This is a genomic window from Saccharopolyspora sp. NPDC000995 (genome assembly GCF_053599315.1).
Map to the genome: position 1 here is coordinate 1 of NZ_JBSFLZ010000122.1, position 21,279 is coordinate 21,279.

Consider the following 21,279-nt stretch of genomic DNA (forward strand, 5'->3'; position numbering starts at 1 on the left):
GGGAGCGCCGCGACGACATCCACGAGGCGTTCCTCGGCCTGGCCACCTGCATAATCTGCTACCGACACATCAAAATTCTTTGTTAGGAACTCTTAGAGGGCATTTGATCTCTATTTAGGCTATTATACCCATTTTGCGTGGATCGTTTCGCCAGGTTTGGGTGGATTCTCCGGCCAGCGAGCGGCTCATTATGTTAGTCATCGCCCAGAGGGCCATCGTGCGTGAACGCCTGGGCAGGGCCTCATAGTCACGCACGAGTCGGCGGTGTTGCATCAGCCAGCCCAGGGTGCGCTCCACTACCCAGCGGCGGGGTAACACGTGAAATCCCTTGGAAGTAGGGCGTTTGATGACATCGACCTCGATATCTCGTTGCGCACCATAAGATATGACGGACGTGTTGTAACCGCCATCCACCCACGTCTTCGACACGCTTGGATGCTCAGCAGCCAGATGATCCAGAACTTGTTTCCCGCCAGTGGAATCCTGCACCGACGCAGCCGTGACGATCACAACAGGCAAGAGTCCCAACACATCGGTAGCGATGTGCCGCTTCCTCCCCTTGATCTTTTTGCCTGCATCAATTCCCTGACTGGACTCACCGACATTGCACGGGTTTTGACACTCTGGGAGTCAATGATCGCCGCAGTCGGAGTCGCCTCGCGCCTTTTCGCGACACGAACTTGTTGGCGCAGCAGACCATGCAGGGTCTCGGTCGTGCCGTCGACATCCCACTTCGCATAGTAGTCATATACCGTCTGGTACGGGCGGGAAGTCGTGCGGCAGGTACGCCCACGCGATCCCGGTCCGGCACACGTACAGGATCGCGTTGACGATCTCACGAAGGTCATGCACCCTCGCCGCCACGCCCGGCCCGCGCCGCGCGGCACGCCATGCCGTCAACCTCGGCTCGATCAACGCCCATCGGGCATCGGACAGGTCGCTGGGGTACGCGCGCTGGACACTCACAAGTTGATCAAACTATCAGGTGCTATCTGAAACGGACAGATCGACATCAAACGAGATCAAATGCCCTCTTACGGCTCGCGTCACCCGTGGGCCAAGTGCATCGCGGCCCTGCTTCCTCGGAACGGGACCGGCATGCGCCGCGCACGCCACCGCAAAGGGCCGGGCCGTCGCGGACCTTAGTTTTCGTTGGCGTAGAAAGCAGAACTCGCGGACGCAGGTAGGACTCGCCGAGGCCTTCGGCGAGTCCTACCTGCGTCCGCCGCATTTAGCCGACCGCGTCGCCGATCGTTCGCGGAGACGCCTTGGTGTTCGCGTCGCGTGGAGTCGGAACTGCGTCGGGGTCGACCCCGCCGGTCGCCGGCACACAGCCATGCCGCATGCGCAGTGCCAACAGGACGCCGACCGCACCGATGATCGCGCACGTCACCAGCGATATCTGGAACCCGGCCGTGCCGTAGACGATGATGCCGGTCGCGGAATCGGAGCTCACGAGGTACAGCCCCAGCACCGTGCCTAGCAGCGCGCTCGCTGCCGACGCGGAAACGCCGGCGACAATGCCCTGCATCCCCGCGATGATTCCTTGTTCCTTAGCCGGGACTGCTTCGACGAGCAGATTGCTCGTCGCTGCGTAGTACAAGCCCGTGCCTGCGCCGGCCAAGGCGCCCATGATCTGGACCTGCCACAACGAACCGTGTGCGACAGCGAGCAGCACTGTAGCGCCGGTGAGAGCGGCACACCCGAGGATCGCGGTGAGGCGCGGGCTCCATCGCCTGCACAGCCAGCCCCCGATGATCCCGAAGATGACGGCGAAGCCCCCTTGGAAGAGCGTCACCTCCACGCCCAGCCTGAACGCGCTCAGGCCGAGACCGTGGTCGTTGCCCGGAAGGCGAGGGCTCTGCTGCATGAGCGGGTTGAGGAACGCGAACCCGGCGAGTGGGAACTGGCCGAGGAAGCCGACCAGGAGCGTGCGCCGGACCGCCTCACGCCTGAGGAGACTGATGCGCATCAACGGTTCGGCGACGCTGCGCTCGACCTGGACGAAGGCGATAAGTGCGGCGACACCGATGACCAGAGCCGCCAGGGTCTTCCACGAGCCCCAGCCCCACTGGGGTCCGTAGCTGACCGAGAGCAGGATGAGCCCGATGGATACGAACAGCGTGACGGCCCCGCCGATATCGAGTCGTTGCCGGTTGCGGACCGGCGTTTCGGGAACCACGAGAAGGTGCAGCAGTCCGAACACCAAGCCGTAGAAGAGGAGGAACCAGAAAATGCTGTGCACGCTGAACGCATCGATCAACGCACCGCCGAGCAACGGACCGGCGACACTCGCCATGCCGACGCCGGAGGAGAGGACGCCGAGCCCCAGCGGTACGAGCCGCCTGGGCAAGACGTCGCGGACGAGACCGAAGCTCACCGCATTGATCGGGATTGCGACCCCCTGCAGGACTCGGCCGAGGAGCAGTACCTCGAAGGTCGGGGCGACCGCGCAGACAACTGAGCCGAGGGCGAATACCCCGGCCATGACGATGATGACTCGCTTCTTGCCGTACATGTCGGACAACTTGCCGACCGTGGCGGTGATGGATGCACCGACCAAACTCGCGAGCGTCAGCGTCCACCCGATGCTCGTCGTCTGGTACATCGTGGCGATTTCGCCGAGAGCCGGATAGACGAAGGTGAATTCGAAAGAGACGATTTCGGCTAGGAACGTGATGACGACGAGCACGAACAGGCAGTGACCGGTGCTGCGGTTCGCCAGCCGACCGGCGTCCAGTTCGGCGGGGACGCTCCGGTCGGTGGTCTGATGTGGATGGGCCATGGGCTCTCCTGGTTCTGGTGGGATGCCCCGGTGCCTGGCACCTGTGGAGAAGCCAAGCAAGCGCTTGGCTTTCAGGTGGGCAATGTAAGCCCCGTCACGTGCGCCGTCAATGCTCGTCCGTGAAGCTGGCGCGGGACGTGGGTTGTGGTCAAATGCTTGCTTTGCTTTCCTGAGATCGAAACGGGCGCTCGAACGCTGGTCGGATCGAGCGTCGGGTCGGTAGCCGGGCGCAGGGGGTCTTGATGGGGCAGGAAGCGAAGCGGCGCGGCACTGTGCGCCAGTTGCACCGGGAGCTCACTCGTTCCCGGTTGGCGGAGGCGGCGGTCGAGTGCTTCTCGTCCTCGGGCTACGTCGCGACCACGATCGACGACATCACCGCCGCCGCCGGCACGACCCGGGCGACCTTCTACCTGCACTTCAAGTCGAAGGCCGACGTCGTCATCGAGGCGCTGCGGCGCCTGGACGCCGAGTACGAACCCGTGTACGCCGCTCTGGTCGAACTGGCTGAGGCGCCCACTCGGGAGAAGGTCCGGGCGTGGCTGGAGGGCACGGTGCAGGTGTGGGAACGCACCGGTGCCGCGTCGGCGGCCGCGACGGAGGCCGCCCTGCTGGAGCCCGCGGTGCGAGAGAGGCAACAGGTGAGCTTCGAGCGCGACATTGAGCTACTGGGCGCCGCGCTGCAGAAGAGTGGCCGGTGGAGCCCTGGGGAGGCTCGGGCGCGGGCGATCGTGCTGTTCTCGCAGCTCCAGCAACTGTTCCTGCGCTGGTCGATGCACCACGGCTGGGACGTCGACCGCGGCGAGATCGTCTCGGTCCTCGCGCTCATGTGGAGCGCGGCCCTGGGGTGCGAGGAGCCGGGAGGAACGTCCAGTTGAATCGGTTAAGAGATCGCTGGGTCAATAACTAGACTCAGAGTCTATTGACTAGCCCTGGTGATGGGGGTTACATCGGTCCAGTCCCCTACATAGCCGTGGGAGATGGCCATGACCGCAAGTCTCGGTATCGCACCCCCTTCCGTCGCGCCGCCTTTGGCGCCAGAGATCCTTATCGCGGGCGTACGCCTCGGAGAGTCGCCTGCTCTTCCGCTCCTGTTGTCCGCCGCACTGGGCGATGATTCGGCGCATGTCGCCGACGCGCCGGACGGCCTGCTAATGGCACTGGAGTCTTGGGCGGGCAACGCCCCGCCCCCGGCTGTTGTGCATGGCCTCGACCGATTCGGTCGCGGAGGCATGTGCGGCAGGCCGGTTGGTGTCATCGCAGTCGGGCATGATCTGGTGCAGACGGCCCGAAATCTTGTTTGGGCAAGGCGCACCGTGCGTGGCCTCGGTGGCTATGTCGTCGGCAGCGGGATCTGCGTGGATGCGGCCGATGTCGGCAGCGGAGAGCTCGATGACGTCACTCTGTCCGTGAGCCTCGCCCTCCTTGGGCAACGGGTCCGAGCGCTGGCCAGAATTCGTCTCGCCTTGCGTGTCTCCTGATCTCAGCCCTGTCCAATGGTGGGTCAAATTACCTCCAGCCAAGCAAGCGCTAGTGTATACCTTGAGGTGATGGTGTGAAGTTCTCGATGATTTTCGAAGCGCAGATTGCCGATCCGACCCCGGAACGGGAACGGCAGATCTACTTCGACTCCATCGAACAGGCCATATATGCCGAGGAAATGGGCTTCGACGGCGTCTGGGCGGTCGAGCATCACGGGCTCGAGCACTACTCCCACATGTCGGCGCCTGAGCTGTTCTTAGCCACGGTGGCGGCGAAAACCTCGCGCATCCGGATCGGTCACGGGGCGGTGTGCATGCCGTTCAACTACAACTACCCGACCAGGGTTGCCGAGCGTGCTGCGTTCCTCGACGTGTTGTCCGGCGGAAGACTGAATCTCGGTGCGGCGCGTGGCGGGACGCTGCAGGAAGCGGCGATGTGCAATGTGGACCCGAAAAGGACGGCGGCGGAGGTCGAGGAGGCGCTGCGCATCATCAGCACTGCCTGGCGTTCGGACAGCTTCGAGTGGCACGGCGAATTGCTGGACCTGAAGGCTCCCGATGGCAACGCGCCATTACGCATTCTGCCCCGACCGATCCAGCGGCCACATCCCCCCCTGTATCTGGCGAGCACGAAGCCGGACACCGTGGTGCACTCGGCCGACCTGGGAGTCGGCGCGCTGATCTTCGGGTTCGCCGGCATCGACAGTGTCGCGCATCAGCACAAGATCTACCGCGAGCGCTGCGAGACACGAACGGGAGACAACCTCGTCTCCGATCACACCAATGATCAGTTCGTCGCGTTGTGCCCGACCATCGTGCTCGACGACGGGCAACGGGCGAAGGAGATCGGCGCACGAGGACAGCGGTTCTTCGGCGAGTCGATCGGCTACTGGCACCTCGGCGGGGAGCAGCCGCCAGGCGGCGACACCGTCAACGACGACAACATCGCCTTCATGCGCAAGCAGGCCCATGAACGCGCCGCAGCCTATGACCGCGGCGAACTGCCGCAGTATTCGGAACGTTCACTGGCGTACGCGAACTTCAACATCGATCACGCTTACGGAACGGCTGAGACCGCCATCGACTACGTGACCGAGCTCGAGCGCGTGGACGTGGACGAAGTGTTGTGCCTGATCCAGATGGGAACCGTCCCTCAGGAAGTGTGTATGGAGACCATCCGGCAATGGGGTGAGAAAGTGATCCCGCATTTCCGGGAGAAGGAACTGCGCCGGAAGGCCGACGCCTGATGTGCCTTGCCGGAAAGGTCGCGCTGATCACCGGCGGTGCTGGGGATCAAGGGGCTGCCGAAGCCAATGTCTTCGCGAGGGAGGGCGCGCGGGTGCTGATCGCCGATGTCGACGAGGACAGAGGCAGGGCCACCGCCGCCGCGTGCGGGGAGGGCGTCGAGTTCGCCCTCCTCGACGTCGCGGACGAGCTCGCATGGCAAGCGGTGCTCGACGACGTCATCGAGCAGCACGGTCGCCTCGACGTCCTCGTGAACAATGCCGCCCGGTACTGGACGAAACCGCTGATCGAGGAGACGGTGGAAGGGCTGGAGACCATCTTCGCCGTCAACTTGCGCGGGCCGTTCCTCGGAATCCGGGCCGCCGCACCACGAATGGCGTCAGGCGGGGGCGGTTCGATCATCAACATTTCGTCGACCGCCGGGCTCACCGGCTATCCCGGCCACGCCGCCTACGGCACGACCAAGTGGGCGCTGCGCGGGTTGACAAAGGTGGCCGCGGTGGAGCTGGCCGAGTTGGGCATCCGCGTGAACTGCCTGATGCCGGGCGCGATCGAAGGCCCCATGCTCGAACGGAACGTTTCACCGCAGGTGCTCGCCGACCCCGCGCACTGGGCGGGCACGCCACTGGGTCGTGCCGGGCGAGCGACCGAGGTAGCCGAGGCGACGCTTTTTCTCGCCAGTGACCAATCCTCGTACCTCACGGGTACGGAGCTCGTCGTCGATGGCGGAGCTACCGGAACAGGTTGAGACGAAGGGAGATCCGATCGATGGACCCGGATTTTGCTGAATTCCTGGTGGCGTTTCCGCCACCGCAGTTCATCGACCCAGCCGCGCAGCGGAAGATCGCGGCCGAGGCACGCCGCGAGCTGTCGCCGGTGCCGTGGCCGGAAGGGGTGTCTCACGAGGACCAGAAAGTGCCCGGTGTGGGTGGTCACGAGATTCCGGTTCGGTGCTACGTCCCGGATGACGTCGGTGATGAGGCGCCGGTGGTGCTGTGGATTCACGGTGGCGGGTATTGCGTCGGTGATCCGGAGGATGATGAGCCCTTCTGCGCCAGGCTGGCGGTGGGTGCCGATGCGGTCGTCATGTCGGTGGAGTACCGGTTGGCGCCGGAGGATCCGTATCCGGCCGGCCTCGACGACTGCTACGCGGTGCTGCTCGACATCGCCGCCTCGTATCCGATGGGGCCCGTCGTCGTGGCGGGCCAGAGTGCCGGAGGCGGACTCGCCGCGGCGGTGGCCTTGCGCGCCCGAGATGAGGGCTGGCCTGCCGTTCACGGACAGGTCCTGCTGTGCCCGTTCCTCGATTCCACCATGAGCGGGCCGTCTATGAGTACGCTCGCGGACGCGCCCGTGTTCAACTCCACCGATGCCTTCCATTGCTGGGAGCACTACCTAGGGACCGCGCGGACCGATCCGCCGCCCTACGGTTCCCCGCCCGCGGCCGACGACGTCTCCAAGCTTCCTCCCGCGTACGTGCTCGCGGCCGGGGTCGACTGCCTCCGCGACGAAGCCATCGAATACGCACTCCGACTCCAGGCTGCCGGCGTGCCGACGGAACTCCATGTCGTTCCGGAAGTTCCGCACGCCTTCACTGCGCTGCAGCCTGGAGCGGTGATCAGCAAGCGGCTGCGGGACGAACTGATAGACGTTTTCCGCCGGATGACGGGTCAGAGCTGACGATTCAAACGCAGTACCCGCCATCGATGTCGAGCGACTGGCCGGTGATGAAGTCGGCGCGGTCCGACGCGAGGAAAGCGACTGCTTCGGCGATGTCCATCGCATCGCCGAAGCGGCGCAGGGGGATGTTGCGGCGGGTGACCTCGAGCGCCGACTCGTCGAGCTCACCGGAGCTGATCAGTCGCTCGGCCATGCCGTCGGTCAGCATCCCAGGGCCGACGCAGTTCACCCGAACCCCGAATCGACCCTCTTCAGCAGCCAGCGCGCGCGCCACGGCCTCGACCGCACCCTTCGTTCCGGAAGACAGCCCGTCACGGACCGGGAAACGACGGGTGGCTGCGGTGGTCACCGCGACGATGTTTCCACCGGATTCCCGCAACTTCGGCAGTGCGGCGTGCACCAGGTTGAAGAACGCGACCGCGTCACCTTCGATCTGGGCGCGGTACTGCTGCGGGGTGACCCGGCTCAAATGCACCATCGGCACATGCGGGCCCGCCGCGTACACCACGGTGTGGATACCGCCGAAGGTGTCCGCCACCTTCGCCACGACGTCGTCGGTGGCCGCTTCGTCGGTCAAGTCCAGCCGCAGCGCCAGAGGTTGTTGTCCCAGGCCTTCGACCTCGAAGGCAAGCTCCTCGGCAGCAGTCCGGTTGGCGCGGTACGTGAAGGCGACATCGCTGCCACGCTGGGCCAGCACTCGCACGATTGCCGCACCGATGCCGCCGGTTCCGCCCGTGATCAGCGCGGCTCCAGGGCGGTCGGAGAAGTCTGTCATCCCATCTCACCTTCGAATGGATCTGTACAGGGCACGGGTCTGCTCAACCGACGATGGTTGCCGCACCGGTCAGGCCGTCGATGACATGACCCATTCGTCGACTCTTCGTGCGCAGGTAGGAGATGTTCTCCGCGGTCGCTTCGACAGGGAGTGCGACACGTTCGACGACCTGGATGCCTGCTTCGGTCAGCGCGTCGAACTTGGCCGGATTGTTGGTCAGCAGCCGCACGCGCGGGACGCCCAGGTCGGCGAGGATCGCAGCGGCGTCTGCGTAGTCACGCGCGTCCACCGGCATGCCGAGGGCGAGGTTGGCGTCGACCGTGTCGTAGCCCTGTTCCTGGAGCGAGTACGCCGCCATCTTGGCCGCCAGGCCGATTCCCCGCCCCTCGTGCCCGCGCAGGTACACGAGAACGCCGGTGCCTGCATCGGCGATGACACGGAGCGAGTGCTGCAACTGGCTGCCGCAGTCGCACCGCAGCGAGCCGAACGCGTCCCCGGTCAGGCACTCGCTGTGCACTCGTACCAGGGGCGCGGGGTGCTTGCGGGGGTCGCCCATGACCAGCGCCAGGTGCTCGACTCCGTTGGCCCCGCGGTGGGCGTGCGCCGTGAACGTCCCGAACGGGGTCGGTATCCGGCTGCTGGTGCTGAACGCCGCCGCCGCGTCGTGCTTGCGCCGGAAGGCGATGAGCTGGCGGATGGTGATGGCCGGCAGTCCGTGCACTCTGGCGAAGGCGAGCAAATCAGGACGTCGAGCCATCGAGCCGTCGTCGCGGACGAGTTCGCACAGCAGACCGACCGGCGTGAGCCCGGCCAACCGACACAAGTCGACGGTAGCCTCCGTGTGGCCGGGCCGTTCGAGCACGCCCTGCGGGCGGGCGCGCAGCGGCATCACGTGGCCGGGCCTGTTCAGGTCGGCGGCCGTCGTCGATGGGTCGGCCAGCAGGCGAGTGGTCTGCGCACGGTCGGCGGCCGAAATGCCGGTGCTGATGCCGTCGCGGGCATCGACCGAGACCGCGAAAGCCGTTGTCAGCGCTTCCGAATTGCTGGCCGGGGGAACCATCGGGGGCAGGTCGAGCTCATCGGCGCGTTCGGCGGGCATTGCCACGCAGAGGAATCCCGATGTGTGCCGCACGAAGAACGCGATCGATTCGGGCGAGGCGAACTCGGCCGCCATCACCAGATCACCTTCGTTCTCGCGGTCCTCGTCGTCGACAACGACCGCGATGCCGCCACGAGCCAGTGCCATGATCGCGTCCGGCACGGTGTCGAAGCCGCTGTCGTCGCGCAACGCGACCACGGTGGATTCCCTCGTCATAGTTCCTCCAACCAAGCGCTTGCTTGTTAATTGTGGATCGTCGCCCTGAGTCTGTCAACCCGCTCGGGTCTTGACCGGAGGCTGATCCGATCAGATGATTTGAATATGCGATCGAATAGTTTTGCCTGCACGAGATCGATCTCGAGGTGAGGAGCAGGCGGATGGTGAGCTCGATGGTCGGGGACTACAACGGTGCGGTCGATCTCGATCTCGTCGCCCGGTTGTTGCGTGAGCGCGCTGGTCTTACCCCTGCCGGTCCGCTGCGGCTGGACCTGTTGGCAGGCGGTCGCAGCAACCTGACGTTCGTGCTCGGCGACGGCGAGTCGGAGTGGATTCTGCGGCGACCGCCGCTGGGGCATGTGCTGGAAACCGCGCACGACATGGCGCGAGAGGTCCGCGTTCAGCGGGCACTCCGGCAAGCCGGGTTCCCGGTTCCCGGCATCTTGCTGGCCGTCGAGGAGCCGTCCGCCCGGTTCTACGTCATGGACCGCGTCGAGGGATCGATTCTCCGCAGTGACGCCGACCTCGCCACGGTGCCGACCGCCACACGCGGGGCAATAGGCACGGCCTACGTAGACGCCTTGGCCCAGCTCCATCGCATCGACGCGGAAACCGTCGGGCTCGGGGATTTCGGGCGTCCGTCCGGCTACCTCCAGAGGCAACTCCGGCGGTGGTCCCGCCAGCTGGCCGCGTCGCGAACCCGTGACGTTCCTGGCTTCGACGAACTGGCGAACCGGCTCGCGGCCGACGTACCGGACAGCCACCGAGCGTGCGTGGTGCACGGTGACTTCCGGCTCGACAACATGGTTTTCGGCCTGCAGCACGGCACCGTGCTGCGTGCAGTCCTGGACTGGGAGATGTCCACCGTGGGTGATCCGCTGACAGACGTCGCACTGGTCTACCTGTTCTGGGAGGGATGGCGTGGCATCGACAACCCGATCGCGGGCACGGCCGGAGCGCACGAAGGCTACCCGTCGTGGTCCCGGCTTGCCGCCCGCTACGAGGAGAGGTCCGGTCTGCCCCTGACGAACTTCACGTGGTACCAAGCGTTCTCGTTTTTCAAGCTCGCGGTGATCCTGGAGGGCATCCACTACCGCCACACCAACGGACTCACTGTCGGTGCGGGCTTCACGGACATCGGGGCGATGGTGGAGCCGCTGGTGGAACGTGGGCTCGCACAGATGTGAACGGAGCAGGTTCAAGTCATGGATTTCACCTTCGACGACCGCACCGAGCAGCTTCGGCGAGCGTTGCTGTCGTTCATGGATGAGCACGTGTATCCGGCCGAGACCCAGTTCGCCGATCACGCGGTCGACGTCGACTGGGAGCGGCCCGCGGTGATGGCGCGGCTCAAGAGTGAGGCTCGCCGCAGAGGGCTGTGGAATCTCTTCCTGCCGGACCCCGAACATGGGCGGGGCCTGACTAATGTGCAGTACGCTCCGCTGGCCGAAATCACCGGGCGCAGCCCGGCCATCGCTCCCGAAGCGCTCAACTGCGCACCGCCGGACACCGGGAACATAGAGTTGCTGGCCACGTTCGGAACCGATGAACAGAAGAAGCGGTGGCTCGATCCGCTCCTGGCAGGCGAGATCCGTTCGGCCTACTGCATGACCGAGCCCGACGTCTCCTCGTCGGACCCGGGAAACCTCGGCACCCGCATCTCGCCGGACGGCGACGAGTACGTCATCAACGGCCGGAAGTGGTGGTCGACGGGCGCGTTGAGCAGCGATTGCCGACTGCTCGTGGTCATGGGCGTGTCGAGCCCGCAGGCTGAGCCCCGGTCACGACACAGCATCGTGCTGGTTCCCGCCGACACCCCCGGTGTGCGTCTCGTTCGTGGCCTGCACATGTTCGGCTACACCCATTCGGCCAGTGGCGGCCACGGTGAGATCGAGTTCACCGATGTCCGTGTGCCGAAGGCGAATCTGCTCGGTGATGAGGGCACGGGCGCCACGATGGCTCAGGCCCGGTTGGGTCCTGGCCGCATCCACCACTGCATGCGCATGGTCGGCATGGCAGAACGTGGCCTGGGACTGATGTGCAGGCGCGCTCTGGACAGACAAACCTTCGGTCGGACTCTGGCCGAACGGGGAGTGATTCAGGAATGGATCGCCGAAGCCAGGGTGCGGATCGACCAGGTGCGGCTGCTGGTGCTGCACGCCGCGTCGGTGATCGATCGCGTTGGAGCCAAGGCCGCGCGCACCGAGGTCTCCGCGATCAAGGTCGCAGCCCCCGCTGTCACGGAGTGGGTGCTGGATAAGGCGATTCAGGTGCACGGCGCGGCCGGGCTGTCGCAGGACACGCCGCTGGCGGAGTTGTGGGTGCAGGCCAGGACGATGCGCTTCATTGATGGACCTGACGAGGTCCACCGGATGGTGGTCGCGCGACGAGAGCTTGCACGCTACCGCCACCGTTGGAGCGAGGGGAAACTGTCATGACCGAGCGCGTCCGGGTCGAGCGCGACCGCGGCGTCCTGGTGATCGTCCTGGCCGACGGCGGGCGAGGTAACGCGGTCGATCTGGGGTTGGCCACCGAACTGCGAGATGCCGCTGTGGCGGTGGATGCGGAGGACGTGCGGTGCGTTCTCGTTCGCGCGGAGGGCAAGAATTTCTGCGTGGGCGGCGACCTGCATGACTTCGCCGGACGCGGTGGCGGAACCGCGAGTCACCTGCGGGCCGTCGCCACCACTGCCCACGAGGCGGTGGCGGCTCTGGCCCAGGCGCCGGTGCCGGTGATCACTGCGGTACAGGGCGCTGCGGCCGGGGCCGGGGTCCGTCTCGCCTTGACCGGAGATCTCGTGTTGGCAGCGGAGTCGGCGAAGTTCCGGCTGGCCTACACCGCGATCGGGTTATCGCCGGACTGCGGCGGCTCGTGGTTCCTGCCTCGGCTGATCGGTGCCCGCCGCGCGATGGACCTCGCACTGACCAATCGCACGGTTTCCGCACGTGAGGCACTGGACTGGGGCCTGGTATCACGACTGGTGGAGCCCAATCTGCTCCAGGCGACCGCAAGGGAACTCGCCGCCGAGGTGGCCGCAGGTGACGCGGCGGCGTTCGCTGAAACCAAACGCCTGATCCGGAGCGCAGCCGAAACAGGCCTGCTGGACCACCTCGCCGAGGAAGCGCGCACGATCGCCACCCTGGCTGCGTCGCCGGACACGCAGGCAGCAATGCAGGCGTTCGTCACGCGCTGACCGGGATCAGGTCACCGTCGGAGGGACTTCTTCCGCCGAGCCACCGTCATCGCATGATCGAGCCCGCCCGCGACGAACTCGGTCAGCACTTCCAGTTGTCGTTCGGCATTCTCGGTTGGCGTCCTCGCTGCTGCTGCCGACCAGCGTGCAGTCATCACGATGAGCGTGTTCACCGCGATGGACCAACGCAGTTCCTGCTCGTGCGGCACGACATCCGGATAGGCCCTGGCAACCAGGCGAAGCAACAGTTCGTTCGTAGCCGGCGAGGTGCCAAGCAGTCGTTCGTCGTGCGCCAGGCTGAGTTGCCCGCAGATCGCGAGCCATCGGGAGGCCCGCACCGCGTCACGTTCGATTAGCTCGCGGTAGGGAACGGCCAGCAGGTCGACCAACTGCCGGGCAGTGGGCACCGCCTCCTCCGCCGCGCACTCCTCGGCGAGTGCATGGATGCGGTTCCGCACCGGGTCGCCGTCGCGGAGCAAGAGCGCGCTGAGCAGAGCGTCCTTCGAACCGAAGTGGTAGTGCACGGCGGCCGGAGCGAGTCCCGCTTCGGAGTTGACCGCCCGGATCGACACGCCGTCGACCCCTTGCTCGGCGAAAAGCTTCGCGGCGGCGTCGAGCAGCGCGGCACGCGTTGCGTCGCCGTCCCGCGGTCCACTGCGCCGGGCCATCGGTCCTCCCTCGGTTGCGAACGCGTCCAGTCTATCGAGCAAGTGAATCGAACACTTGATTCGATCAGTTGATCTGTTTAGGCTCTGTGGTCAAAGCCACGGCCGTTCGAGCCGTTGGCCGGTCCCGCAATGACGCGGAGGTCCCCGGTGACGGCATCAAATCCGCTCAGAGTGCACCCACCACGGTCCGTTGAGCGCTCGCGCATTCCGTCGCATCGCTCGCGGTGCTCTTTTTGATCAAAGAAGTAGTGGAGCTGTCCTTTCTGCTTGGTGCAGATGGCAATCACGCGGCAAGCAACCCATACGACCGGAGGACGCACAGTGAACGAACCGACCGGACAAGACCGGGAAGTCGGCTCGCCTCGCGAGGAGTTGGTCGTCTCCCTCTTCACCGTCATCGCGCGCGCCCGTGCCGTCGAGGACGCGCTCGCCGTCCACATCAGAGATCACGGGTTCGCCGGCTACTGGCACCCGGGCAAGGGTCAGGAGGGCGCTGCCGCCGGCGCGGCAGCGGCACTGCGACGGGACGACTACCTTTTCTACCAGGGCCGCGGTGCGACATGGCCGCTGGCGAAGGGGATGGCGCTGGGCCCGATCATCGGCGACCTGCTCGGCAAGGTCACCGGGTCTGCCGGCGGCAAAGGCGCGGGAGTGCCGCATTGGGCCGATGCCTCGCTGGGCATCATGGGGGAGGGCGCGACGTTGGGCAGCGTCTACCACATCGCCGCGGGTGCCGCGCTGTCGGCGCAACTCCGTGGCACCGATCAGGTTGCCCTGGCTAATTTCGGCGACGGTACCGCGGCTCGCGGCACCTTCCACGAAACGCTTCTGCAGGCGTCGGTTTGGCGGCTTCCGTTGATCTATTTCTGTGAGAACAACGGAATCTCGGTCTCGACGAGGTTCGAGGAGGTGAGCCCGACCAAGACGATCGCCGAGCGGGCCGCTGCCTACGGCGTGCCAGGCGAGGTCGTGGACGGGCACGACGCACTCGAGATGTACGAGGCGGTCGCGAAGGCGGTTGATCGGGCCAGAGCAGGTCAGGGACCCACCTTGATCGAAGCAACGGTGACCCGAGTCGGCGGGCATTGGGAGGGCGACGCCCAGCAGTACCGACCAGCCGACTTTCTCGCCGACTACTGCGATCCGGTCGAGATCATGCGGGCCCGTCTCGACCCTGCCCACGCAGACCGGATCCTCAAGCAGGCAAGGGACGAAGTCGCCGCCGCGCTGGAGGAAGCCGAGGCCGCACCGTACCCCGACCCCTCCGTAATTCTGAAGGACGTGTTCGTGTGAGTGTGGAATCCGCGGCCGGCACCAAGGTGCTGAGCTACGACGCGGCGCAGGGAGCCGCGCTCGCCGAGGAAATGCGGCGCGATCCCTCCGTCTTCCTGATGGGCCAAGACGTCGCCCTGGGCGGATTCTTCGGCGGCGGGCGAGGCCTCTTCGAGGAGTTCGGGCCCGCTCGCATCCGCAACATCGGAATTACCGAAGCGTTCGTGGTGGGCGCCGCGGCCGGCGCCGCCATGACGGGCATGCGTCCGGTCGTGCAACTCGGCTTCGCCGACTTCGGGCTGATCGCGGGCGATGAGATCTTCCAGAAGCTGGGGAAGTGGCGGCACATGCATGGTGGTCGGTTCGAGTTGCCCGCGACCATCATCATGCCGATCGGCCCCAGTGGCGGCGCCGGGCCCGAGCACTCGGGATCGATGGAGATGCTGCCGATGCATTTCCCGGGATTGAAGGCAGTCGTCCCGTCCAATCCGGCCGACGCCAAAGCGCTTCTCAAGGCGGCCATCCGCGACCCGAACCCGGTGCTGTACTACCCGAGCAAGCAGCTGAACTTCAAACGCGGCCCGGTACCCGCCGACCCGGATTATGTTGTGCCGCTGGGACGGGCCTCCATCGCGCGGCCCGGTGCCGGTATCACGGCGATCAGCTATGGCTGCATGGTGCCGCGCGTCCTGGAGGCGGCCGAGACCTTGAAAGCCGAAGGGATTGATCTTGAGGTCATCGACCTGCGCACGCTGGTGCCGCTGGACCACGAGGCGATCGTCGCCTCCGTCGCCAATACCGGCCGCGCCATGATCGTCCACGAGGCGCCGCGCACTGCGGGGCCGGGTGCGGAGATCGCCGCCGTGATCCAGGAACGCTGCTTCTCCCTTCTCCAGGCGCCGGTCGCCCGGCTGGGTGCGCTCGACGCTCCGATCCCCGCCAGCAGGTTCCTGGAGGACCACTGCTTCCCGAGCGTCACCGACATCGTCGAACTGGCTCGCCGCCTGCACCGCGAATGACCACGCAACCCGGGAGATCCGAGATGCCCACCCTGTTCGATGTCCACATGCCGCACATGGGAGTGGTGGAGCGTGCCTTGCTGACCGCGTGGCTTGTCTCACCCGGCGACCGCGTCGCGGAGTCGGATCCGTTGTGCGAGGTGTCCACCGACAAAGTGGACACCGAGATCGCCTCGCCCGCATCGGGTGTCCTGATCGACCAGCTGATCGCGGTCAACGATGAGGTTCCGGTCGGCGCGGTGATCGCTCGCTTTGCGCCGCTCGACGCCAGGGAGGAGGAGATCGCCGAGGCGATTCGTCAAAGCGCAGAACTTCCCAGAACTGCGTCGGAATCCGCACCACTGGTCGAGCTCCCGCAGAACGGCCATGGCAGCAGTCAACCGGCAGGCGCTGCCGACGCTGCCCCGCGGTCGATGCCCGTCCCCGTCGCGGCCGTCGATCTCCCGGAAGGCGCCTCGCTCGTGCTGCAAGCGGCGTGGTGGCCTGCTCCGGCTTCCGCAGTCCAGGAAACGCCCGGCCAGCCGCGTCGCGTGCCCTCGACGCCTCCGGTCCGGAAGCTGGCCAAGGAACTGGGCATGGACCTGAAGACGGTCAACGGAACCGGGCCTGGCGGACGGGTGACCCGCAAGGATGTGGAAGCCGCTGCCGTCGCGTCGACGTCCGACCTCGCCGTCGCCCCTGCTCCGGCCGCGGTCTCGACCGCGGCCTCAGTGGCTCGCGGTTCTGGGGTCGTCGGCTCGCCGACCGGGTACGAGTCAGTGGCCCACGAGGCGGTCGCGCTCAGCCCGCAGCGACAAGCGATCGCCCGCAACCTTTTGGAATCGGTGACCACGGCTCCGCAGGTCACCGCGCAGGTCGATGTCGACATGTCCGCCGTGGTCCAGGCTCGGTCCGAGCTCAACGAGCTGCGGATCGCCCGGGGTGAGGCGAAGCTGAGTTTCCTGCCGTTCATCGCGAGAGCGCTGTGTGCGGTGGTCGCTGAGCATCCGGACCTCAACGCGACCTTCACGGACACGCACTTGCTGCGGTGGCGGCCGATCAACCTCGGAATCGCGGTGGATGCGCCACAGGGACTGCTGGTTCCGGTCGTGCGCAACGCGGAGACTCGCACCATCTTCAGCCTTGCCGATGCCATCGCCGGGGTCTCCGCGCGAGTCCAGAACCGCCAGGTGACCCAGGAAGTCCTGGCCAGCGGGACGATCACGATCAGCAATTCCGGCAGTGTCGGAGGCGTGACCGCCACACCGATCCTGACCCGGCCCCAGGTCGCCTCGCTGGGTGTGCCCGCGATCATCCGAACACCGGTGGTGGTGACCTCGCAGACTGGCGAGGAGTACGTCTCGATCCGGCCGATCGCGCGGCTGGGCCTCACTTTCGACCACCGCGCCTTCGACGGTGCGCAGGCATTGCGCGCCTTGCGGTCGCTCCAAGGCAAGCTCGAACAGTGGTCCGCTGAGGCGTATCTGTAACGACTCCGGTCGGTGGGCAGCCGATCGTCACCTGCCCGCCGACCGGCCCAACCGACGAAGGGACGGGATTCCGATGCGTGCTGCGGTTCTCCGGAAGGGAAAGATCGCCGTCGCGGATGTGGCTGAACCCGTGCTGGGGCCCGGTCAATTGTTGGTGGAGCCACTGGCGGTGGGCATCTGCGGCAGCGACCTGTCCGCCTGGCAGCACACGGCGGACTTCCTGCAGGCACACGAGGACGCGGATGTGCCAGGGGAGATATTCGAGCCCGACCACGATCTTGTGCTGGGACATGAGTTCACGGCCCGCGTGCTGGCCACCGGTGACGGGGTGAAGGAGTTCCACTCCGGCCAGAACCTCGTGGTCCTGCCGGCTGTCGTCGACCGGGACGGCCTGCCGCGCACGGTTGGCTACTGCGAGGAGTATCCGGGCGGGTTGGCCGAGCGCGTGGTCGTCCAAGCCTACGGACATCTGGCGATTCCCGAGTCGGAGTCGCCGATCCTCGCCGCTGTCACCGAGCCGATGGCCACCGGTGTGAACGCCGTGCTGCGGGCGCGAACCAGGCCCGGGGTAGGTGCGCTGGTCACCGGATGCGGACCAGTGGGTCTCGGCAGTGTGGTGGAACTCGTGCACCGCGGTGTGCACCCCGTCGTCGCATCCGATCCGTCGGCGCGGCGACGGGAAATCGCGGCATCGATCGGTGCGGACGCGGTGGTGAACCCGTTCGAGCAAGATCCGGTCCAGGTGTGGCGCGAGCTCGCCGAGCCCGGTCTGACACTGCACGTGTTCGAGGCATCGGGCGCCCGCGGGCTGCTGGATCACTTGATGGCGACGGCGCCGAGGTTCACCCGGATTCTGATCGTGGGTGCGGGGATGCTGCCCGATCCGATCCGTCCGGTCGTGGGGATCCTGAAGAACGCGTCCCTGGAGTTCGTCGGCGGACCAGGACCGGACGAGGCGGGCTACGTGGCCTTCGGCCGGATGTTCGAGCACATCGTGGAGCGCAGGTTCGATGTGGCGTCCGTCGTCACGGGCTACGCGGGCCTCGACTCGGTCCGGGACGTGTTCGAGGCGCTCCGTCCCGACGACGCACGGCGGATCGACCACGTGAAGGTCCTGGTACGGCACGACATCACCGAACCCGGCATTCTGCCCGCGTAAAACGTCGAGGGGGAAACAGCGCTACGCGCACTGTTTCCCCCTCTTGAATGTCTATTGACGCCCCCCGAGCGCCTTTTTGAGGCGCTTGGCCTCGGGACGCGACAGGCGGCTGTTACTGCACCCGAGCTCGATCGGTGCCGAGGTGCTGACCGTCCCGGTGGTCGATGATCTCCGGCGCGGCAGGTTCCTCTCGGATGTGTTCGTCCACTTCCACGGCGATCTTGACCGGTGTGAGTGTGGTCAGTGCCTGTTCGATGCGGGATTTCCACATCCCGTTCCGGATCAAGCTGTCCCGGTTGAAGCTCACCGTGAGAGTGGCGGCGTCGAGCGTGCCCTTGCGGGATACCTCGAACTGCCATCGGGTAATGCCGTCGATCTTGCGCAGCGCCTTGGTCAGGGCATCTATCGACAGCCATCGACCACGGACCAGAATGGCGTCTCCGATGGTGTGCGCGGGCGTGAGCAGGGCGCCGGTGTCATCGGTTTCGGCGACGTGGCCCGTTCGGAGCGCGATCGAGGCCAGTTCCGAGTGCCAGTGATGCAGGGCGACGATTTCGCCGCGCGCGCCCGGTTTTCCAGCGTCGATCACCTCGTCCCGGTCCAGCGCCGCCAGCGCGAGCAGGCCCGGTGTGGCCGTGGCGATCCGCTTTCCGAGACCGGTGTCGCGGTGGGCGACCGGCACTCCGGTCAGCGGCTCTGTGTAGAGCTCCAGGACCGTCGCCCCGAATTCGGCGGCCAAGTGCCGGTAGGTCTTGTCGTTCGCGATCTCACCGGTGACGATCAGCAGCCGGAATTCGAGGTCGAGCGGATCGACCAGGAACTCCATGTGCAAGCGGGCAAGCAGGTCAGCCGCCCCGGTCGGAGTGGTTACGAGGACGTTGGCACGCGTGCTTTCCAACACTTGCAGGAGGCGCATCCGGCCGCGCGGGCCGACGCTCATGGCTGCCTCCGCGATCTGAGCGGCTGCTTCCGCGATGCGGGCGCCGGCAAGGTCCCCGTCGTTGTTGAGTGCGACGACCACGCGGTCGCGCTGATCGACTCCTGCGGCCGTCAACGTCTCCGCGGTGAGCCGCAACGCTGCCGCCGCGTCCTCCGGGGACAACGGCACGACCGCGTCCGCGGTGGGGGAGCCCAGCAGTAGTCCGGTTGCCTGCGCCGGCTTGAACAGGGTGGTGCTCGCATTGGACCGGTGGACCCAGCGATGCGGCGCTTGGGTGCTGACTTCGCCGTGTGCAACGTTTGTCATGTCTTACAGTCCTGCCACTTCGGAGGCGAACAGGGAGATGGTGTTCAGCACGTGCTCCTGTGCGAGCCCGCCGACCTGGAACTGGCAGATCAGGTCGGTGGCACCCGCCTCGTGCAGGCGCTGGAGCGCCTTGCGGGAACCCTCCACGTCGTCACAGACGATCATGTGGTGCTCGCGTAACGTCTCCAAAGCGTCCTCGCCGCTCTGCCCCGCTGCCTCCTGCCCCAGGATGCGGTGGGTCGCATGTCGTGCATCGAAGTAATCGGGCGGCGCCACCAGGTTCACCTGCCGCCGGATGTACCACATGATGGCGTCGGCGGCGTTGGCGTAGGCGGCGTCGCGCGACTCGGCGACGTGCCACGGGATCATGAGCGCGACCCGTCGCGAGTCGGGGTCGAAACCGCTGTCCGCCAAGCACTTCTTGTAGGCCGCGATGTCTTCGGCCACGTCGTCGAGGCCCTTCAGCATTGTCATGCCGAGCAGGTTGTAGCCCCGCTTGGCCGCCTGCAGATAGCCGTCGAGGCTCGTGGAAGCCACCCACACCGGCGGGTGCGGGGTCTGCACGGGGCGGGGGTAGACGCCGACGTCCGGCACGCTCCAGTACTCGTGTTCCGCTGTGACCGGTGCGCCGTCGGCCTCGAAGATCCGCAGCACGGTGTCGAGGTTGTCCTCCCACAGCTGCCGGGATTTCTCGAACGGCCGCTGGAACGCCTGGTACTCCAGTGGTGAGGCGCCGCGGCCGGTACCGAACTCGACCCGCCCCTTGGACAGGATGTCCAGTGTCGCAACACGTTCGGCAGTGCGGACGGGGTGCTGGAACGGCAGTAGGACCACCCCCAACCCGAGTCTGATTCGCTCGGTCATTCTCGACAGCGCAGCGAGCACCAGATCGGGCGCGGACGAGTGCGAGAAGCCCTTGGTGAAGTGGTGTTCGACGAACCATGCCGTGCTGTAACCGAGCTGATCGGCGAGCACTACCTGTTCGAGCACGTTCTCGAAGGAGCGCTGCTCGATCTGCCGCGAGCGCCCGCGCACCTCGAGCTCGTACCCCATGCCCACCCGAAGCGGTCCCATTCGCAGTCTCCATCCTTCTGTACCAAGCGCTTGCTCAAGATAGCGCATGCCCCGTCGTGGGCTCAACCTCGCCCGGCTATCCGCGCCCATTTCCGTGCTCCGCAACCTTGGCGGATCGTGCTTTGGCCGACTTCTCGGTCAAGGGGTGGAGTCGAGTGGAGTGCCGATGAAGTCGATCCTGATCACCGGGTCGTCAAGCGGGTTCGGCCGTGAGGTGGCGGTCATGCTGGCCCACCGCGGGTGGCGTGTGTTCGCATCGATGCGTAACGTGCGCAAGCAGGATCGGCTGTACGCCTTGGCTGAGGCTGCCGGTGTGTCTGCGGCCGCCATCGAGGTGGTCGAACTCGACGTCGCCTCGGACGAGTCGCGCGACCGGGCGGTAGAGCAGGTTCTCCAGGCGAGCGGTGGTCGCCTGACGGCCGTGTTGCACAACGCCGGATACACCACGACAGCGTTCTTCGAGGACTTGTCCGCGCAGCGATGTCGACATGTGCTCGAGACGAACTTGCTCGGTGCCATGGACATCACGCGCCGAGTGCTGCCCGCCTTGCGGCGTGACGGATTGGGAAAATTGGGCTCTTGTGACTGATCCGTGGGTGGCATGAGCTGGGGTTTTGGGCCCGGAGATGGGGGCACGCCGTTGCTTCGTCTAGGTTTCTGGCTTGTCGAGAGTCAGGAACCGAGGGGACGGAGATCGGCGTGCCGAAGACCAGTTTATGGCGTGCTGTGGTGGGCGACGACAGGCGCACGGTGATCGAGGATGTGGAGTTCGACGAGACCGCGGAGCGGGTGGTGGTGCACGTGCGCCCGCGTCGGGGTGGGCGCGCTCGCTGCGGGAGGTGTGGGCGCGAGGCTGGGGGGTCGTGAGTGTGAAACCGGGCTCCAGCACGGTTTCACACTC

General features: G+C 66.2%; 20 protein-coding genes and 1 pseudogene. 14 read left to right on the plus strand and 7 right to left on the minus strand.

Features of this window, described 5'->3' with window-relative positions:
• Positions 1-114: 114 nt before the first annotated feature.
• Both ACWDKQ_RS28975 and ACWDKQ_RS28980 read right to left on the minus strand, forming a co-directional pair.
• Positions 115-966, minus strand: a pseudogene (locus ACWDKQ_RS28975) (IS5 family transposase).
• Between the two features lie 265 nt (positions 967-1,231).
• Positions 1,232-2,785 carry an MFS transporter gene (locus ACWDKQ_RS28980; protein WP_450141941.1) on the minus strand — a complete coding sequence of 518 codons (1,554 nt, stop codon included), beginning with the start codon at positions 2,783-2,785 and terminating at the stop codon, positions 1,232-1,234.
• A 242-nt stretch (positions 2,786-3,027) separates the two neighbouring features.
• Here ACWDKQ_RS28980 and ACWDKQ_RS28985 point away from each other — a divergent pair, with 242 nt between their 5' ends.
• The 5 genes from ACWDKQ_RS28985 to ACWDKQ_RS29005 all read left to right on the plus strand — a co-directional run bounded on the left by ACWDKQ_RS28985 (position 3,028) and on the right by ACWDKQ_RS29005 (position 7,188).
• Positions 3,028-3,660 (plus strand): TetR/AcrR family transcriptional regulator, encoded by a 633-nt coding sequence (locus ACWDKQ_RS28985; RefSeq protein ID WP_450141942.1) that lies wholly within the window; start codon positions 3,028-3,030, stop codon positions 3,658-3,660.
• Positions 3,661-3,768: 108 nt separating this feature from the next.
• Entirely contained in the window at positions 3,769-4,263 is a 495-nt protein-coding gene (locus ACWDKQ_RS28990) for a hypothetical protein (protein ID WP_450141943.1), read from the plus strand.
• A 74-nt stretch (positions 4,264-4,337) separates the two neighbouring features.
• Positions 4,338-5,510 carry an LLM class flavin-dependent oxidoreductase gene (locus ACWDKQ_RS28995; protein WP_450141944.1) on the plus strand — a complete coding sequence of 391 codons (1,173 nt, stop codon included), beginning with the start codon at positions 4,338-4,340 and terminating at the stop codon, positions 5,508-5,510.
• Positions 5,510-6,256: an SDR family NAD(P)-dependent oxidoreductase gene (locus tag ACWDKQ_RS29000; protein ID WP_450141945.1), complete on the plus strand. Its 747-nt coding sequence runs from the start codon at positions 5,510-5,512 to the stop codon at positions 6,254-6,256. Before ACWDKQ_RS28995 ends, ACWDKQ_RS29000 begins: the two co-directional genes overlap by 1 nt.
• A 20-nt stretch (positions 6,257-6,276) precedes the next feature.
• Positions 6,277-7,188 (plus strand): alpha/beta hydrolase, encoded by a 912-nt coding sequence (locus ACWDKQ_RS29005; protein WP_450141946.1) that lies wholly within the window; start codon positions 6,277-6,279, stop codon positions 7,186-7,188.
• A 4-nt stretch (positions 7,189-7,192) separates the two neighbouring features.
• On the opposite strand, the gene ACWDKQ_RS29010 is transcribed toward ACWDKQ_RS29005, so the two are convergent.
• Positions 7,193-7,963: an SDR family NAD(P)-dependent oxidoreductase gene (locus ACWDKQ_RS29010; RefSeq protein ID WP_450141947.1), complete on the minus strand. Its 771-nt coding sequence runs from the start codon at positions 7,961-7,963 to the stop codon at positions 7,193-7,195.
• Between the two features lie 43 nt (positions 7,964-8,006).
• Positions 8,007-9,278, minus strand: coding sequence for a bifunctional 3,4-dihydroxy-2-butanone-4-phosphate synthase/GTP cyclohydrolase II (locus tag ACWDKQ_RS29015; protein ID WP_450141948.1), 1,272 nt, complete (start codon positions 9,276-9,278; stop codon positions 8,007-8,009).
• Between the two features lie 161 nt (positions 9,279-9,439).
• On the opposite strand from ACWDKQ_RS29015, the gene ACWDKQ_RS29020 reads away from it, so the two are divergent.
• Genes ACWDKQ_RS29020 through ACWDKQ_RS29030 form a run of 3 tightly spaced genes read left to right on the plus strand, consistent with a single transcriptional unit; the run spans position 9,440 to position 12,471 of the window.
• A complete protein-coding gene (locus tag ACWDKQ_RS29020) occupies positions 9,440-10,465 on the plus strand; it encodes a phosphotransferase family protein (protein ID WP_450141949.1) in 1,026 nt (341 codons plus the stop codon).
• A gap of 18 nt (positions 10,466-10,483) precedes the next feature.
• The gene (locus tag ACWDKQ_RS29025; RefSeq protein WP_450141950.1) at positions 10,484-11,716 is read left to right on the plus strand and encodes an acyl-CoA dehydrogenase family protein; all 1,233 of its coding nucleotides are present in this window, start codon (positions 10,484-10,486) and stop codon (positions 11,714-11,716) included.
• A complete protein-coding gene (locus ACWDKQ_RS29030; RefSeq protein ID WP_450141951.1) occupies positions 11,713-12,471 on the plus strand; it encodes an enoyl-CoA hydratase/isomerase family protein in 759 nt (252 codons plus the stop codon). The genes ACWDKQ_RS29025 and ACWDKQ_RS29030 overlap by 4 nt, the downstream gene beginning before the upstream one ends.
• A gap of 11 nt (positions 12,472-12,482) precedes the next feature.
• On the opposite strand, the gene ACWDKQ_RS29035 is transcribed toward ACWDKQ_RS29030, so the two are convergent.
• The gene (locus tag ACWDKQ_RS29035) at positions 12,483-13,139 is read right to left on the minus strand and encodes a TetR family transcriptional regulator (protein WP_450141952.1); all 657 of its coding nucleotides are present in this window, start codon (positions 13,137-13,139) and stop codon (positions 12,483-12,485) included.
• Between the two features lie 321 nt (positions 13,140-13,460).
• Between ACWDKQ_RS29035 and ACWDKQ_RS29040 the strand changes: the two genes are divergently transcribed.
• The 4 genes from ACWDKQ_RS29040 (at position 13,461) to ACWDKQ_RS29055 (ending at position 18,058) form a co-directional block, all read left to right on the plus strand.
• Complete coding sequence (locus tag ACWDKQ_RS29040; protein WP_450141953.1) at positions 13,461-14,432, plus strand: thiamine pyrophosphate-dependent dehydrogenase E1 component subunit alpha; 972 nt, start codon at positions 13,461-13,463, stop codon at positions 14,430-14,432.
• Positions 14,429-15,430, plus strand: a complete 1,002-nt coding sequence (locus ACWDKQ_RS29045) for an alpha-ketoacid dehydrogenase subunit beta (protein ID WP_450141954.1) — start codon at positions 14,429-14,431, stop codon at positions 15,428-15,430. Before ACWDKQ_RS29040 ends, ACWDKQ_RS29045 begins: the two co-directional genes overlap by 4 nt.
• 23 nt (positions 15,431-15,453) lie before the next feature.
• A complete protein-coding gene (locus ACWDKQ_RS29050; RefSeq protein ID WP_450141955.1) occupies positions 15,454-16,899 on the plus strand; it encodes a dihydrolipoamide acetyltransferase family protein in 1,446 nt (481 codons plus the stop codon).
• Positions 16,900-16,972: 73 nt separating this feature from the next.
• Entirely contained in the window at positions 16,973-18,058 is a 1,086-nt protein-coding gene (locus tag ACWDKQ_RS29055; RefSeq protein WP_450141956.1) for an alcohol dehydrogenase catalytic domain-containing protein, read from the plus strand.
• A gap of 112 nt (positions 18,059-18,170) precedes the next feature.
• On the opposite strand, the gene ACWDKQ_RS29060 is transcribed toward ACWDKQ_RS29055, so the two are convergent.
• The gene (locus tag ACWDKQ_RS29060; protein ID WP_450141957.1) at positions 18,171-19,304 is read right to left on the minus strand and encodes a hypothetical protein; all 1,134 of its coding nucleotides are present in this window, start codon (positions 19,302-19,304) and stop codon (positions 18,171-18,173) included.
• Between the two features lie 3 nt (positions 19,305-19,307).
• Entirely contained in the window at positions 19,308-20,378 is a 1,071-nt protein-coding gene (locus ACWDKQ_RS29065; RefSeq protein WP_450141958.1) for an LLM class flavin-dependent oxidoreductase, read from the minus strand.
• Positions 20,379-20,544: 166 nt separating this feature from the next.
• On the opposite strand from ACWDKQ_RS29065, the gene ACWDKQ_RS29070 reads away from it, so the two are divergent.
• Together ACWDKQ_RS29070 and ACWDKQ_RS29075 are read left to right on the plus strand one after the other, a co-directional pair.
• Positions 20,545-20,967 (plus strand): SDR family NAD(P)-dependent oxidoreductase, encoded by a 423-nt coding sequence (locus ACWDKQ_RS29070; RefSeq protein WP_450141959.1) that lies wholly within the window; start codon positions 20,545-20,547, stop codon positions 20,965-20,967.
• A gap of 110 nt (positions 20,968-21,077) precedes the next feature.
• Positions 21,078-21,245 (plus strand): hypothetical protein, encoded by a 168-nt coding sequence (locus ACWDKQ_RS29075; RefSeq protein WP_450141960.1) that lies wholly within the window; start codon positions 21,078-21,080, stop codon positions 21,243-21,245.
• Positions 21,246-21,279 lie beyond the last annotated feature (34 nt).